General features: G+C 52.8%; 12 protein-coding genes, 2 tRNA genes and 2 pseudogenes. 6 read left to right on the top strand and 10 right to left on the bottom strand.

Annotated features, from left to right (window positions below):
- Positions 1-14: 14 nt before the first annotated feature.
- Together KW808_RS12745 and KW808_RS12740 are read left to right on the top strand one after the other, a co-directional pair.
- Positions 15-1,256: a glutaminase gene (locus KW808_RS12745; RefSeq protein WP_003860838.1), complete on the top strand. Its 1,242-nt coding sequence runs from the start codon at positions 15-17 to the stop codon at positions 1,254-1,256.
- 42 nt (positions 1,257-1,298) lie between these two features.
- Positions 1,299-1,940, top strand: a complete 642-nt coding sequence (locus tag KW808_RS12740; protein WP_003860839.1) for a hypothetical protein — start codon at positions 1,299-1,301, stop codon at positions 1,938-1,940.
- Here the strand turns inward: KW808_RS12740 and KW808_RS12735 are convergent.
- Both KW808_RS12735 and KW808_RS12730 read right to left on the bottom strand, forming a co-directional pair.
- Positions 1,937-2,278 (bottom strand): SdpI family protein, encoded by a 342-nt coding sequence (locus tag KW808_RS12735; protein WP_003860841.1) that lies wholly within the window; start codon positions 2,276-2,278, stop codon positions 1,937-1,939. The two genes, KW808_RS12740 and KW808_RS12735, sit on opposite strands and share 4 nt — an antisense overlap.
- Before the next feature lie 58 nt (positions 2,279-2,336).
- Positions 2,337-2,687, bottom strand: coding sequence for a hypothetical protein (locus tag KW808_RS12730; protein ID WP_003860842.1), 351 nt, complete (start codon positions 2,685-2,687; stop codon positions 2,337-2,339).
- Positions 2,688-3,172: 485 nt separating this feature from the next.
- Between KW808_RS12730 and betT the strand changes: the two are divergent.
- A pseudogene (gene betT / locus KW808_RS12725) lies at positions 3,173-5,473 on the top strand (choline BCCT transporter BetT).
- Between the two features lie 9 nt (positions 5,474-5,482).
- Here the strand turns inward: betT and KW808_RS12720 are convergent.
- From KW808_RS12720 to KW808_RS12710, 3 genes are all read right to left on the bottom strand, one after another.
- Positions 5,483-6,130 carry an ankyrin repeat domain-containing protein gene (locus tag KW808_RS12720; RefSeq protein ID WP_040072933.1) on the bottom strand — a complete coding sequence of 216 codons (648 nt, stop codon included), beginning with the start codon at positions 6,128-6,130 and terminating at the stop codon, positions 5,483-5,485.
- Between the two features lie 77 nt (positions 6,131-6,207).
- Positions 6,208-6,280 (bottom strand) — tRNA-Lys (locus KW808_RS12715).
- A gap of 87 nt (positions 6,281-6,367) precedes the next feature.
- Positions 6,368-6,443 (bottom strand) — tRNA-Lys (locus tag KW808_RS12710).
- Positions 6,444-6,910: 467 nt separating this feature from the next.
- Here KW808_RS12710 and KW808_RS12705 point away from each other — a divergent pair.
- Positions 6,911-8,122 carry a L,D-transpeptidase gene (locus KW808_RS12705; RefSeq protein WP_003860845.1) on the top strand — a complete coding sequence of 404 codons (1,212 nt, stop codon included), beginning with the start codon at positions 6,911-6,913 and terminating at the stop codon, positions 8,120-8,122.
- Positions 8,123-8,309: 187 nt separating this feature from the next.
- Positions 8,310-9,554: an alpha/beta hydrolase-fold protein gene (locus KW808_RS12700; protein ID WP_003860847.1), complete on the top strand. Its 1,245-nt coding sequence runs from the start codon at positions 8,310-8,312 to the stop codon at positions 9,552-9,554.
- On the opposite strand, the gene orn is transcribed toward KW808_RS12700, so the two are convergent.
- From orn to KW808_RS12685, 3 genes are all read right to left on the bottom strand, one after another.
- A complete protein-coding gene (gene orn / locus KW808_RS12695) occupies positions 9,551-10,210 on the bottom strand; it encodes an oligoribonuclease (RefSeq protein ID WP_003860849.1) in 660 nt (219 codons plus the stop codon). The genes KW808_RS12700 and orn overlap by 4 nt on opposite strands.
- Before the next feature lie 9 nt (positions 10,211-10,219).
- Positions 10,220-11,020, bottom strand: coding sequence for a mycolate reductase (gene cmrA, locus KW808_RS12690; RefSeq protein ID WP_003860851.1), 801 nt, complete (start codon positions 11,018-11,020; stop codon positions 10,220-10,222).
- Between the two features lie 73 nt (positions 11,021-11,093).
- Positions 11,094-11,846 carry a hydroxypyruvate isomerase family protein gene (locus KW808_RS12685; protein ID WP_003860853.1) on the bottom strand — a complete coding sequence of 251 codons (753 nt, stop codon included), beginning with the start codon at positions 11,844-11,846 and terminating at the stop codon, positions 11,094-11,096.
- Positions 11,847-11,971: 125 nt separating this feature from the next.
- Here KW808_RS12685 and larC point away from each other — a divergent pair.
- Positions 11,972-13,164 (top strand): annotated as a pseudogene (gene larC, locus KW808_RS12680) (nickel pincer cofactor biosynthesis protein LarC).
- A gap of 518 nt (positions 13,165-13,682) precedes the next feature.
- Here larC and larB read toward each other — a convergent pair.
- Positions 13,683-14,351: a nickel pincer cofactor biosynthesis protein LarB gene (gene larB / locus KW808_RS12675; RefSeq protein ID WP_003860855.1), complete on the bottom strand. Its 669-nt coding sequence runs from the start codon at positions 14,349-14,351 to the stop codon at positions 13,683-13,685.
- A gap of 2 nt (positions 14,352-14,353) precedes the next feature.
- Positions 14,354-15,208, bottom strand: a complete 855-nt coding sequence (gene larE / locus KW808_RS12670) for an ATP-dependent sacrificial sulfur transferase LarE (RefSeq protein WP_003860859.1) — start codon at positions 15,206-15,208, stop codon at positions 14,354-14,356.
- Positions 15,209-15,230: the final 22 nt, after the last annotated feature.

The raw sequence follows: 15,230 nt of genomic DNA, 5'->3' as shown, positions 1-15,230 counted from the left end.
CTAGTCTTGATTCTATGTTGACGATGCCGATACCCGAGTACCTGCACGAAATTTTAGATGATGTCCGCGACACCACCTCCGGCGAGTTGGCCGATTACATCCCGGAACTAAAATCTGCCGACCCAAACCCGCTGGCAGTAGCCCTGTGCACCGTTAACGGACACATCTACAGCGCAGGCGATGACGACATCGAATTCACCATGCAAAGTATTTCCAAGCCCTTTGCCTACGCACTCGCACTCCAAGAATGCGGCTTTGATGAGGTCTCTGCATCCGTGGCCTTGGAACCCTCCGGTGAGGCCTTCAACGAACTTTCCCTCGACGGCGAAAACCGCCCCATGAACCCCATGATCAACGCCGGCGCGATCGCCATCAACCAGCTGATCAACGGCTCCGACTCCACCGTGGAAGACCGAGTGGAAAAAATCCGACACTACTTCTCTGAACTTGCTGGACGCGAACTCACCATCGACCGCGTGCTTGCCGAATCCGAACTCGCCGGCGCCGACCGCAACCTCTCCATCGCCCACATGCTGCGCAACTATGGCGTCATCGAAGACGAAGCCCACGACGCCGTCCTCAGCTACACGCTGCAATGTGCCATCAAAGTAACCACGCGCGACCTCGCAGTCATGACCGCCACGCTCGCCGCCGGCGGCACGCACCCAATTACCGGCAAGAAGCTTCTCGACGCCCGCGTCTGCCGCCTCACCCTCTCCGTCATGGCTTCAGCAGGCATGTACGACGAGGCAGGGCAGTGGCTCTCCACCGTAGGCATCCCCGCGAAATCAGGAGTCGCCGGCGGACTCATCGGCATTCTGCCAGGTCAGCTGGGCATCGCCACATTTTCCCCACGCCTGAACCCCAAAGGCAACAGCGTGCGCGGCGTAAAAATATTCAAACAGCTTTCCGACGACATGGGCCTCCACCTTATGTCCACCGAGCAGGTATCCGGCCACGCAGTACGATCCATTACGCGGGACGGCGACACCACCTTCATCCAAATGCAGGGCGCCATGAACTTCTCAGCCAGCGAAAGCTTCCTCCACGCCATCGTGGAACACAACTTTGAAGGCACCGAAGTTGTTCTTGATCTCACCCGAGTACTTAGCTTCCACCCCGTAGCCATCCGCATGATCAAAGAAGGCCTCAAACGCATCCGCGACGCAGGCTTTGAGGTGTTCATCCTCGACCCAGATGACGTACTGCCCGATTTCATGTTTTCCGACGGCACCATCTGCAAAGAACGAGTGTGACCGGTAGCTTTATGGTCTGAACAATTCGAAGGAGATTAATCGGTGAAAAAGAAGCTTATGTTGCCTTTGATTGTTGCAGCTTTGGGATTAAGTGCCTGCAGCTCCGAACCTGCAGCAGCCCCACTCGAAGCAGAGCCATTCCACAACCTGCTCATTGATGGTTCAGAGTCCGGCTTGGACAATGCCACTGAAGGAAACGACACCTCATTAAGTGGCCAACCCATCAATCTTACAGTGGTCAACGGTGCCTTAGATATCGATGGCTCCTGCGGAAAAGCCCTCCAAGCTGTAGAGGACGTCAATCTGGACAGCGTAGCTAGCGCATCCAGGGCACTGGCATCCGGCGACAAACAAGTAGGCATCGCCATGTACTCAACCGCCGAAGACAACGACATCTCACCAATGGACCTCTACGCAGACATCGCGAATGCTTGCGAAGACCCCGTCGTCGATTCTTCCAACACCACCTACACCTTCGGCAAACTCGATGATGCTCCCGACGGCGCCGTGGGATTCACCCTCGACATTGAAGTCACCCCTGACAATCAACGCTCTACCGTGATGATGATCCAAGAATTAGGAAACCACCACATCATCGTCGCAGGACTTGAAACCACCCCAGAAGAAACCGCCACTGTCTTCGAAGCACAACGCACCAAACTCGAAGAAGGCCTCGCAGCTTAAACAGATTTGGCAGCTTGGGTGGCCTTAAATGCGCCCAACCCTAAGAAAATAACCATCCAAGCTGTTCCAATCATTGACACAGTTGCGACCGCATCAAACGGCACAAAAATTGAGGTCACCCCAGACACAACAATCCCGATTGCTGCAATCAATAGAAAAGGCGCCGCCGCCTTATGCCCAGCGATCCATGCCTCATCTGATTTCATAAGCGCGGCTGTTCTGATCCCGACCCAAAAATTCGGCTTAAGCGTTTCCTTATAACTGGCAACAGCAACCCAAGCTATCAACGCACCAGCGATAATCAACGTTATTCCCATGATCAGATGATAAGCACTCACTTAAAAGCTCTCCTTAAATTAGGCGTCTGACCACACGGTACCTGAGAGCCCGCCCCCCCTAATCGGTCTTTTTTGACCCAAAAATATAGATACCATCCACTGGTTCAGGCGAGGGATGCCGAGTTGGTTCTAGTTGGACTCTTGTCAGATCCACATACTCCGCGAAGGGAAGAGTCTCTTGATGGATGTGGTCTTCTTCGAGCCACTCAAGAGCTCCAGTTTTGTTCCACACCCTGAACTGTTCCAGAAGAGTCGGCGCGTCTTTGATGCCAAAGAACCACAGGAGTTCATAAATACTGCACTCCGCGAAGACCTCGTCTTGAAAAAGCCGCAATCGCATGTAGTTTTCGTGCAGATCAAGAGTTTCGATGTCTGGGACGTCCCACATTGGGGTTTTCAGTAGATTCATAATGCCCCCAATAGTGCCATATCGTGAGAAAAATATAGATGTAACTAAATTGTTGCCGTTTCAACAAAACTACTGCACGTTGATCACTTCAATTGTGATACTTCTAAGATTAGGCTGAGTTTATTGCTTAAAGGTCATTGATTTCTATTTGCTATGCGCCAATAAACCTATAACGTATTACCTTGTTGTCTTGAGAAATTTTGCTGATCAAAACATATGATCCCTGCACGAAAACCCAAGATCTGAACAGAGAATGTGATGGCATTTAGTGCCCCACTCTGTCTGCGATTTTTATCATCTGGGTTTTTACATATCGCAGTGACTGTCGAAGAGACGACACCGTTGATGAAGTTTCATCACCTGACGCAATGGGCGCACTCGTTTTAAAAACTGAGGCATGCCCGATTGCGGGTTCCGGCTTTGCCATGGGCGGATGAAACTACACCACGCAACTGAACATGGAATGAATAGGGAAGGAGTAATGAGTGAGCGACAATTCGCAGAGTATTCCTGATTCTGACGATAAGCCGAAGCAGGATGTGAACACTCAAGCGCTCCGAGAATCTGTGAAGCGCGATGAACTTGGTGGTCGTAATCGATCGCCGAAGGAGGAGGAGGAGCGGCGTCAAAACCGTCCTCCGGTTTCGCGTGAAGATCTGTCTAAGGGTGCCCAAGTTTTTGGTGATGCCAAGGTCAACTGGTTTGTTCTTGGTATCAGTGCCGCAATTATTCTTGCCTTTTCTATTTGGGCCATGATGGCACCTGATCATGCTTTCGACACGATGGAAAACATTGTTGGTTTCATCGGCGAGAGCCTTGGTTGGTACTACGTGTTGACAGTATTTATTGTCATTGCGTTCGTGTTGTGGGTTGCGTTGTCTAGGACTGGAAAAGTCCGTTTGGGCCCTGATCATTCACGGCCTCACTACAGTTTGTTTACTTAGGTTTCCATGCTGTTTGCTGCTGGTGTGGGCATTGACATGCTATTTTACTCAGTAACCGGGCCTATTACCCAATATGTCACCCCACCTGATACTGATCCTGAATCAGCGGCTGCTGCACGAGATGCTGTGGTGTGGACAATGTTCCACTACGGCATTGGAGGCTGGGCTATGTATTCGTTGCTTGGCATGGCGATGGGCTATTTTGCTTATCGCTGGGGAATGCCTCTTTCTGTGCGTGCCGCACTTTATCCGTTGCTGGGTAAACGAGTCCGCGGTAAAGCTGGTGACGCCATTGATATTGTTACCCTCGTTGGCACAGTAATGGGTGTTGCAACCTCCATGGGTATCGGCGTGGTGTTGTTGTCGGTTGGTTTCTCTAAACTCTTTGGTTTTACTGATGGCTTAGGACTTCAAATCGCACTGGTGATCGTTGCTGTAGTCATCACCATTGCGGCCTGTACTTCTGGTGTGGATAAGGGCATTTGCCTAATTTCAGAGCTCAACCTGTGGAGTGCAGGAGCAATGATTTTGTACATCATTGTTACTGGTCAAACCTCATTCCTGCTCAACGGCATGGTGGAAAACATCGGCCGTTTCATCAACACACTTCCGGAACGCTCACTGCAGACGATGGTCTACCAAGAGGGTGGATCTGATTGGATGGCTGGATGGACTCTGTTCTTCTGGGCGTTCTGGCTGGCTTGGGGACCATTCGTAGGCATGTTCCTCGCTCGAATTTCTCGTGGTCGCACCTTGAGAGAATTCGTCATCGCCGCTATTACCGTTCCGGTTCTGTGTGATTTCCTCATTGTCACCACCTTCGGTAACTCAGCAATGTATGAGGTCCTCAACGGCAATGATGCTTTTGCACAACTTGCGATGGAATCACCAGAACAAGGTTGGTACACCCTCTTGGAGATGTTCCCAGGTGCAACCTTCCTCATTGGCCTTGCCACACTATCTGGCTTGTTGTTCTATCTGACCTCTGCAAACTCAGGTGCGATGGTGATGGCCAACTTCTCCTCATCAATTCCTGATCCTGCACAAGATGGTGCAAAGTGGCTCCGCATTCTGTGGGCGGTGATCACTGCGATCTTGACCATCGCTATGTTGCTGGCTGGCGGTGTCACCACCATGGAATATGCGACGCTGATCTTCGCGCTTCCTGTAACGATCATTGCGTACCTGGTCATGGCGTCTTTCCTCAAGGTGCTTCGCATGGAGCGTGCAGAGATGGAAGGCCGGCGCCTATTCAACCAGCACGTGGCAACTGACGGCGGTAGCGCACCAGAGAAAACCTGGCGTCAACGTCTGGCAAGTATGCGTTCCTACCCAAGTAGAGACCAGGTGGAAAAGTATGTCCGGACCACTGTGGAGCCTGCACTAAAGGATGTGTACAAGGAGTTCCGTCGCCTTGGTTATGAAACTGAATTGTTTAGCGATTTCGATGCAGCGTCGAATATCCCTACCCACGTGTTGCTGGTCAACATTGAAAACCAGCGCAGGTTCCAGTACTTCGTGGCACCAGTTCCAACACCCATCCCGTCATTTGGTGGACGTCGAGCACAAACAGAAGATAGCTACTACAGGCTAGAAGTGTTCAATCAGACCGGCACGGAAGGCTATGACCTCATGGGGTTGAGCAAGCAGCAGGCGATTGATGATGTCATCGACCGCTATGAAACCCACATGACCTTCCTGACGTTGACTTTCAACCTGGATAATCCATCATTTTTGACTCCTCCGCAGCCACCCGTCGCAGAACCAGCATTGGCAGAGCAAGAGGAAGAAATCGTGACGGAACAACAGCAGTTAGAAACTGGTGAATCCGACAGAACTTAGACCTGGGTCTTAAACAAAGCCTTCTTCCACAAGCACACATCCACCTTTGGTGATGACGTGTGCTTGCCCGGATCCTCCAACCACACGAGACCAGCTTTCAATAAATAGTCGGCCTCTGTGGATGGATATGAGGAACCCGCCATACATGCCGGGATACCCAAACCAGAGGCTTTCCAGCTCTTCCAAGGTAATCACTTCGGTGGGCACTGGACGGAAGCTAACTGGGCCGAGACTCTTGGTTCTCTGCACTATGAGATCGGCGAGATGTTGATCCCAAGCTTGGAATTTTTCGCGTTCTGGTTCATTGAGGTCACGCACGTGAAGTGCATCGAGCAGGTGGGAATGGCCACGGCTTCGTGCGATATCAATTGCACGGTCACCGTCGGCATTTCGGAGTGAGCACCAGGCGCCCTGATTGATTAGCTCATCAACAACTTCTACTGGTGCACCCAACCATGCAGCTTGGTGCAGTGGCGTAAACCAGGATGTGCCTCCAATCCGCCATTGATTGGGGGAGAGGTTGGCGTGTGTGCCCAAAAGTTGAAGTACTGCATCCCAATTTCCATCTCTTGACTGGTCTGCAAGCTGATCGACCAGGTCAACGAAACCTGAGTGTAGTTTTTCTGGGTCTGTTATTCCGGACCAGTGGCTGTTCATGATCCACTACTTTATTGAAATACAAAAAAGAACAAGTTACATTCTCTTGAGAAAATGTAACTTGTTCTTTTTAACTGTGCGTCATCAGGGAATCGAACCCCGAACCCTCTGATTAAGAGTCAGATGCTCTGCCAATTGAGCTAATGACGCATTGTTGTTCTGCCTAATTAAGATACTCTCATAGGCGGTCAAGAAGCAAACCATGATCTCAAATGCTTATTTGATGGGATGCTTGCTTGGTGCGTCATCAGGGAATCGAACCCCGAACCCTCTGATTAAGAGTCAGATGCTCTACCAATTGAGCTAATGACGCATTGTTGCTTAGTGGAGGTGCGTTCCTCGTTTGCAACGAAGAAAAATATAACAGGTAAATGGATTCAAAGTAAAATCTGCACGTCAAAGCAGTTCTTTGGGGGCTGGCACTGCAAATACTTCGAAGAAAACACAATTAGGGGAGTTGTAGTAGCCAAATCTAATGATAACGATTTGCTCACAAAACCATTGAAAAGGCATTCTGGACGTAACGCTCCGGCATCTACAAGGGATGATCAAAATAGCTACATGAGGAAATGTTGTGTGTTGGTGTCGTTCTTCTAACGATTTGATTACTCAGGGAATGTTCGTTTAGTTTCCATCGTTTTCGCTAGTAGCGTGTTGTTTTAGTTTTTGTCAGTTTCTTAGGTTTCTAGCAGTTCTCCGCCTTGGTTTTCACCGCACGGAGGGGGCTTACAGAACTGGCGCTTTTTAAGTTGTGGCAATTTTGCCAGAAGGGCGTAACAGGTGCGGGTTTTTCGTGGTAGGCGCGGAGCAGTAGCAGGATCTTTTCTTGCAGTGCTGGCAATTGGTTCACTGGCGCTTACGGGTTGCACAATTGAACGAAGCGATGCGCAGGAGCAATCCTCGCAGCAAAGTACAGAAGTTGAAGCTGAAGAGGCTCAAGCTCCTGTGATTTCTGTTGATGATGGCGATGAGGATGTGGACCCTTCGGAATCTGTCATCGTAAAGTCGATGGGTGACGGTCTGAGTAAGGTCACCATGACTAATGAAGAAGGCTATGAGGTTGAGTCAGAGCTTTCTGACGATGGCCGTAGCTGGACCACTGCGGAAACCCTTGGCTACAACCGCACGTACACCATTAAGGCAACCGATAAGAACGGCGAGACCGCTACTGCGTCTTTTAGTACTGCAACCCCTGCAGCTACCACAAACGTGGCGCTTTCTCCGCTGGCTGATTCTGTCGTTGGTGTTGGCCAGACTATCGGTTTCCGTTTTGGTTCCCCTGTGAAGGATCGCCAGGCGGCTCAGGATGCTATTACTGTGACAACTTCACCAAAGGTGGAGGGTGGCTTTTACTGGTTGAACAACAGTGAGTTGCGCTGGCGTCCAGCGGAGTACTGGGAGCCAGGTACTGAAGTTACGGTCGAGGCTGACATTTACGGCAAGGATCTCGGCGGCGGTGTCTGGGGCGAAACTGATAACGCCACCAACTTCACCATTGGTGACAAGGTTGAGGCTGTGGCAGATGATGCCACCAAGACCATGAGTGTGTACAAGAACGGTGAGTTGCTGCGCACTATGCCGGTATCCTTTGGTCGTGACACCTCTGAGTGGGCAACGCCAAACGGTACCTACATCATTGGTGATCGCAATGAGTCGATGATCATGGACTCCACCACCTTCGGTCTGGGATATGAGGAGGGTGGCTACCGCACTCCGGTGCAGTACGCGACCCAGATGTCCTATTCTGGAATTTACGTGCACGCAGCACCGTGGTCTGTAGGTGCGCAAGGTAGCTACAACACCTCACATGGTTGCATCAATGTATCCACCGAAAATGCTCAGTGGTTCCAGGAGACCGTGAAGCGCGGTGACATTGTGACCGTGAAAAACACCATCGGTGAGACTTTGAGTGGCTACGACGGACTGGGAGACTGGAACATTCCATGGTCTGAATGGAGCAAGGGGAACGCGGATCAAACTTCGGCGTGGTAACTGCGGAAGTCGCAGGTAAAATCAGTGGGTAGATATTAATATTGCCTGCATTAATCGTCTGAACTAGACTAACAACCTGTTTTTAAAACCGGCGGTCGTCTTCGTGGCAAGAAAGCGCGGAGTATGCCTGCCGGTTGCATACGTTTAAAGCGAAATACATGTAATGACCAGGCCAAGGGGAAACTAGATGCCACCGTTGAGGCAGACAAAAACGTGGGTGGACCGCAATGGGTCCGCTCATGTGGAGTTGTCGCCAACCGTGCCACCGCAAACCCCCAAACGTCACATGCGCATCCAAAGCCCCATGGAAATTTCCTGGAGTGAAGCGGTGCGCGAAGGCGGGGAGCATTCCGCTCGCCGCTGTGGTGACATGGCTGTGTCCGCGTTGGCTAAGCCGAATCCCATCATTGACGATGATCCGGAAGGCAACCCCGATGTTTGCATGTATACCTGGATCGTTGAGTGTCCCGGCGCTACCGCAGTGCTGCTATGGATCAATGGGGTTTTTGATCACGAGCGCATTGAAGAATCTGAAATGACCCGCCTCGAGGGCTCTGATCTGTGGATTCTCAGCTTGCGCATGCCTTCCGATTGGCGTGCCAGCTACACCGTCAACGCCTGGTCTGGCGACGGGGTTGCGCCATGGCGTGAGGCAGGCGATCGGATGCATATCCGCAAAGCCGCGATGTCGGGTGGGCGCCCGGATTCCCGCGCGATGGGTCACATCATGGATTCCTCGCTCGTTGAAGGCCCTGATGCGTTGCCGGACTGCTGGGTTGCGGCGTCGACAAGCGTAAAAGTCGTGGAAGAAACCGTCGCCGGCGAGCATTTCTGGTTCTATGAGGCGCCGGTCAAGGCGCCGCTGCTGGTGCTGTTTGATGGCCAACACTGGAACAACAGCATGAATCTGCCTGCGCAGGTCGACGCGGCCATCGCCATCGGCTTGCTGCCGCCGGTCAGCCTGCTCATGATCGATTCCGTCAACACCGAGCGCCGCTGGGATAGTGTCGGCGTGCCAGGTGGGCAGGTTGATGTGCTTATCGACGCCCTCCTCCCGCACGTCCGCGAAACCTACAACGTTTCCGCGCGCGGCGAAGACACCATTGTCACCGGTGCAAGCTTCGGCGGCCTGGCGTCCCTGTGGGCTCTTGCGCTTTCCGACGGCGAAGTCGGCCACGCAATCGCGCAATCGCCAAGCCTGTGGCGCTTCAACGTTGCCGACGCGCTTTCTGCAGCAGAGCAGTGGAGCTCAATCCACCTGCAAGCTGGAAAATACGAAGGTGAAATGCTGCGCCTGTCGCATCAGCTCGCCGAAGATCTCTCCGGCGACATCCGCGAGGTTCGTGTGCGCGGCGTGCATGGCGGCCACGATTGGGCCTGGTGGCGGGTGCATATGCTCACCGAACTCACCAGGCTGCTTAAAACCCTCTAATCAAAGTAGGGTGCGAAACGGTCCACCGCTGCCTGCGCATCATCTGCGCACTGCTCAGAGGTAGGACCAGGCTCTGCAACAAAAAATGAGCGACGGTAGTAATCCAACTCCCGAATCGACTCCACAATGTCCGCCAACGCGCGGTGCGCCAAACCCTTCTCCGGCTGCTTGTAGTACACGCGTGGGTACCAGCGACGCGCCAATTCCTTCACCGAGGACACATCCACCATGCGGTAATGCAGGGCCTCATCAAGACGTGGCATCTGTTCGCGGATAAACGCACGGTCAGTGGCAATGGAGTTACCAGCTAGCGGTGCAGGATGGGCTGGATCGCAGTGCTTTTCAATCAATGCGAGCACAGCATCTTCGGCTTCCTTCAACGTGACCGCAGATTCTCGGATCTGCTCAGTTAACCCAGAGGATTCGTGCATATTGGTGACAAAATCATCCATCTGCGCGAGCTCTTCTTCAGTTGCGTGAACAACCAAGTCCACGCCCTCGCCCAAAACGTTGAGGTTAGCGTCAGTGACCAACGCCGCAACCTCCACGATCACGTGGCGCTTCAAATCCAGACCAGTCATTTCCAGATCGACCCAGACCAGACGGTCATCGCGAGCTGCGACTGCTGGTGTTGTGTTGTTTTCAGATTCAGACACTTTTAAAAACTAACCCATCTTCTTATAAACCCAGCCCATAACAGGGGAGAGTACAGCGGTTGGAGCAACAGAGGACACAAAATTCATGGCCTTGGACAGCGGACCTGGAACCACGCGACGCTGATTCTTAGACAGCGCACGCAAGGTCTCTGCAGAGCAGGACTCATAGGTGGTCCACAAGAAATCAGGGACAACCTTGTCCACGATCGACTTCTCAGACTCAGGAATCTCTGCCTCACGGACAGGCCCCGGTGCGAGCAAAGTACACGCCACACCAGTTCCGCGCAGCTCATAATGCAGTGCCTCGGTGAAGGCGTTCACGCCAGCCTTGGTGAGCACATACGTGGCGTTGTTGGGGATTGGCACATTGCCAGCCGCGGATCCCACGTTGCAGATAGCTCCTGTGCCACGGTCAATCATTCCGCCTAACACCGCGTGGGTGAGCTCAAAAACGGCAGTGGCATTAAGTGAGAACTGGGCAGTCTCATAAGACCAATCCTGGTCCTTGAACGGCCCAAAGCTTGCGATGCCAGCAGAGTTAATGATGATGTTGATTTCCCTGGTTTTGATTTCATCGATCAACACCTTGCGGGCTGGCTCATCACTCAAATCCACCGGGCGGACCTCAACGATCACGCCGTGCTTCTTCTCCAAATCCGCGGCGATCTCTTTGAGGACATCCTCGCGGCGAGCAACCAAAATGAGGTTGTGCCCATACCGCGCCAAATCTTTGGCGATGGCGAGGCCAATGCCTTGGCTTGCCCCAGTAACAAGTGCTCGAGCGCTCTTGCTGGGTAGTGGTAACGCCATGTCAGGCTCCTTCGTGGCTTCTTTAAAACGTTCGTGGTTAATGGTACGTCATGGGTGCGACACCACTTACGATCTAGAGCTCCAACCAGCCCAAACCAGCTGTTGTTTCACCTGCAGGGTGGTATTCGCCAGCGATGACACCGTCATATCCCAGCTCGTTTAAGAGTTGGAAGATATACGCCGCATTGACTTCACCAGTGCCAGGTTCGTGTCGATCAGGAACCGAGGCCACTTGCACGTGTCCCAAAAGACCTGCGCCATGAACCTCGCGCAGGCGGCGGGTGAGATTGCCATGAATCTGCTGAAGGTGGAAAGTATCGAACAAGATCTTCACATTGGGGTGGGCAATGCTGTCGATAAGCCAATACGCCTGCTCTAAAGTGTGCAGGAAATAACCGGGAACCGAATAGTGATTAATTGGTTCAATAACAACGACAACGTCGAGCTTGTCTAGTTGCTGCGCAGCCCAGCGAATATTCTCCACATAGCGCGCCGTGGTTTCTGAGGTTACGTCCGCGATGCCAGCCATGACATGCATCTTCTTTGGCTTCAACACTGTGGCGTACGTGATGGCCTGCTCGATGGATTGTTGAAAGTCTTCAGGGGAAGCCAATGCCGCAAGACCAAAAGTATCCCCAGGTGGGGCATTGAACAGTTCAATGGGCAGACCTGCGGAATCAGCACGCTGTTTAATCTCTTGAACATCGAAATCGTAAGGGTACTGAAACTCCACGGCACTGAAAGCATGCTTCGAAGCGGCATCAAAACGATCCAAGAAATCTAGCTCAGTAAAAGTCAATGACAGGTTGGCAGCAAATCGAGACAAGATAAGAAGCTCCTTCAATGTGATGTGCCTTGAGTCTAATTCTTCCGCCCCTGCGATGGGTTTAAGCTGGACTGATAAACGTTTTGTGAACCGAATTTTTTAACTGATTTGAAGAAGCGAGAATAATGGGGCTGTGGATCGATGCAACCGCTGGCGTTGCAGGGGATATGTTGCTGGGAGCACTCATTGATGCAGGTGCAGAACTAGAAAAATCCAACAGGTTGTTGAAGCCGTTATCCCTGGTGACGTGCTTTTGAGAGCAGAAGAGGTAGTGCGCCAAGGCCAACGAGGCATCAAACTACATGTAGAAGCACAACATGAACACCACCATCACCGCCATTTGAGCACCATTAAAGAACTGCTTGTCAATGCTGACATCCCTGCACAAACCAAGCAGGATGCCTTAGGCGTTTTTGAACTCATCGCTATCGCTGAAGGAAAAGTCCACGGCATCGAGCCGGAGAAAATCCACTTCCATGAGGTAGGAGCTTGGGATTCCATCGCAGACATTGTGGGTGTGTGCGAAGCGATCAGGCAGCTTAACCCAGGTTTGATTGCTGCATCTCCGATTGCTTTAGGATTCGGACGCATCAAGGCAGCTCACGGAGACATTCCAGTGCCAGTTCCAGCAGTGGCAGAGCTGGTGAAAGGCTGGCCCACCCAAACCGGAGCTCTTATGGAGAGCACCGAACCTGTTGGTGAATTAGCCACCCCAACTGGTGTTGCGTTGATCCGTCACTTTGCCACCCAAGATGGCCCTTTCCCAGGTGGCATCATCAATGAAGTCGGTATCGGCGCAGGAACTAAGGACACCGCAGGGCGTCCCAATGTGGTGCGCGCGGTCCTGTTCAGCACCTCCGGTAAGGCTGCCTCAAACCCAGACACCCGTACCCTCGTGCAATTGGAAGCCAACGTTGATGATCAAGACCCACGGCTGTGGCCAGGAGTAATAGAGAGCCTCTTTGCCGCTGGCGCAGTAGCTGCATGGCTGACTCCAATTTTGATGAAGAAGGGCCGTCCTGCACATACGGTGTCAGCATTGGTGGATAGCTCCGAGGTGGAAGCAGTGAAAACCGCATTATTTGCAGCCACCACGACTTTTGGGGTCAGATCATGGGAAGTCCAGCGAGAAGGGTTGGATCGTCGTTTCGAACAAGTCGAGGTGGACGGACGCACCATCAACATCAAGATTGGCTCCCGAAATGGCCACGACATCAGTGCACAGCCCGAGTTTGAAGATATTCGGTCTGCAGCGGTGGCCTTGGGAATTTCAGAGAGGGAAGTTGTGGCAAGAATTCCGCAAGGCACCACTGAGTAACAACCAAAAGGTCGACTGCTTCTAATTTGTGGTTACGCTGGACTGAGCAGACGATTTCTCCACAATCAAGGCTGAGGACCTGTGCTTTTGGTATAGCCTTCGATGGGATTCTATTGCGACGAATCGACCGTCCTTACGGAACGTTGATGCATGCCGAGTTCAGCATCGATGACAGTGTTGTTATGAGTGGTGGTGGCGCTACCGCTGCAGTATTGACTGCTGTACATATACACCGTATGTTCAGGACGCCCGATCCGCTTCCACACGGGCTATTAAGGCAGGAGCGTCCGTTCTCCAAGAGCCTGTCCGCAAGAATGAGGACGACGACCTCCGCAGTGGAGTTAAGGAAGCTTCGGGCAACTTGTGGTGGATGCGATGCAGTAAACGCCTTCCGGTCTCCACTCTCGGTTTGTGGTTCGGGTTCCAACAGTCGACGGGCCCTGTGCGTGTCACCTTGATCGGAGCATGTTGTCAATGACAAATTCCATGATGCGCTGAGTTCGTCTCCTGCGAAACCCTTACCTCGCCGCAATCTGCGCAGCCAGGTGTCCTGCTCCATAGCCGTTATCGATGTTGACCACTCCAACTCCCGGCGCGCAGGCGTTAAGCATGGTCAGAAGTGGTGCGATTCCTCCAGCACCTGCGCCGTATCCCACGGAGGTTGGCAGTGCGACGACAGGTGCGGACACTAAGCCTGCGACAACACCAGGTAGTGCACCATCCATTCCAGCTGCCACGATGAGCACGCCTGCAGCGCGGAGTTCTTCTTCGTATGAAAGCAGGCGGTGGATGCCAGCCACTCCAACATCAACAATCAGTGAGGTGGAGCGCCCCAAGTAGGAGGCAGTATGTAGTGCTTCCTTTGCTTGGGGGAGATCAGAGGTACCAGCCGCGACAACCAACACGCTTACTCCCGAAGCCTCTGGGGGAGTTGCTGGGTATGCCAGAAAACCCGCATCCGCATCGTAGAAAACATCATCAAGGGTGTCGATGATGGCCTCTGCCTGCTCTTTTGTTGCACGGGTAAACAAAGTAGTGTGCCCGGCATCGCGCACACCATCAGCAATGGCCACCACCTGTTCAACGGTTTTCGATTCGCAGTAGATCGCCTCGGCGTAGCCACGACGGGTTGCGCGGTCGACATCCAGGTGGGCGAAGTCGCCAATTTTCTTAATCCGTTCTTCCAAGTCTAAAGGCTGCCTCTCGCGTTCATGATGGACAATGTCAGTGCTCCGGATTGGATGCCTTTGAGGTCGATTGCTGCAAAACGGAAACCTGCGTCGACGGCACAAGCGTGGATGGCTTGAGCAATATGCGGTTCGGCAGCGCGAGACATCTCGGTGGTGAGAAGTTCGATGCGTGCGATATCGCCGTGGTGGCGTACACGGGAATCGCTGAATCCAAGGCGGTAAAGCTCTAGCTCAACGACTTCGATTTCCTGGAGTTTTTCCTCAGTTACTTCCATGCCATGTGGAATACGTGATGCCAGGCAAGGGGCTGCGGGTTTATCGGCAACCGGTAGACCAAATGCGCGAGCTACCAGGCGGACGTCTGCTTTTGTCAGCCCAGCATCGGAGAGCGGACGCAACACATTGTGTTCGGTTGCGGCTCGCGCGCCGGGGCGGTCGATGCGTTTGGTGTCGTCGGCATTTTCGCCGTAGGCCACAGCTGCCAGACCGTATTCTGCAATTACTGAGTCATCGATGCGGTTGAACATCTCGTTCTTACAGAAGTAGCAGCGGTCCACATCGTTGGCCTTGTAACCAGCGATTGCTTGTTCATTGGTCACAATTTCAATGGTGCGTGCGCCAATGTAGTCCGCGGTGTCTGCTGCGAGTGCGCGTTCCCGCGACGCCAGCGACGGAGATACCGCAGTGATGGCCAGCGTGCGTTCCGGGCCCAGCACATATTGGGAAATAGCAAGCAAAACCGCCGAGTCGACGCCGCCGGAGTAGGCGACGCCTAGGCGTCCAGTGCGGGGCAAATGCTTTGCGACGTCATCTACCAACCTTTGGGCTTCCCCATCGGGGATCAAAAGCGTCATGAAAAAAAGAGCTTTCCTTGAA

Source organism: [Brevibacterium] flavum (genome assembly GCF_019317305.1).
GTDB lineage: Bacteria > Actinomycetota > Actinomycetes > Mycobacteriales > Mycobacteriaceae > Corynebacterium > Corynebacterium glutamicum.
This window is presented reverse-complemented; position numbering and strand designations above follow the sequence as displayed.

Coding starts and splice junctions, on each gene's coding strand:
- KW808_RS12745 (WP_003860838.1), top strand. CDS start 15: ATGTTGACGATGCCGATACCCGAGTACCTGCACGAAATTTTAGATGAT.
- KW808_RS12730 (WP_003860842.1), bottom strand. CDS start 2,687: ATGAATCTACTGAAAACCCCAATGTGGGACGTCCCAGACATCGAAACT.
- KW808_RS12720 (WP_040072933.1), bottom strand. CDS start 6,130: ATGAACAGCCACTGGTCCGGAATAACAGACCCAGAAAAACTACACTCA.
- KW808_RS12700 (WP_003860847.1), top strand. CDS start 8,310: ATGCCACCGTTGAGGCAGACAAAAACGTGGGTGGACCGCAATGGGTCC.
- cmrA (WP_003860851.1), bottom strand. CDS start 11,020: ATGGCGTTACCACTACCCAGCAAGAGCGCTCGAGCACTTGTTACTGGG.
- larE (WP_003860859.1), bottom strand. CDS start 15,208: ATGACGCTTTTGATCCCCGATGGGGAAGCCCAAAGGTTGGTAGATGAC.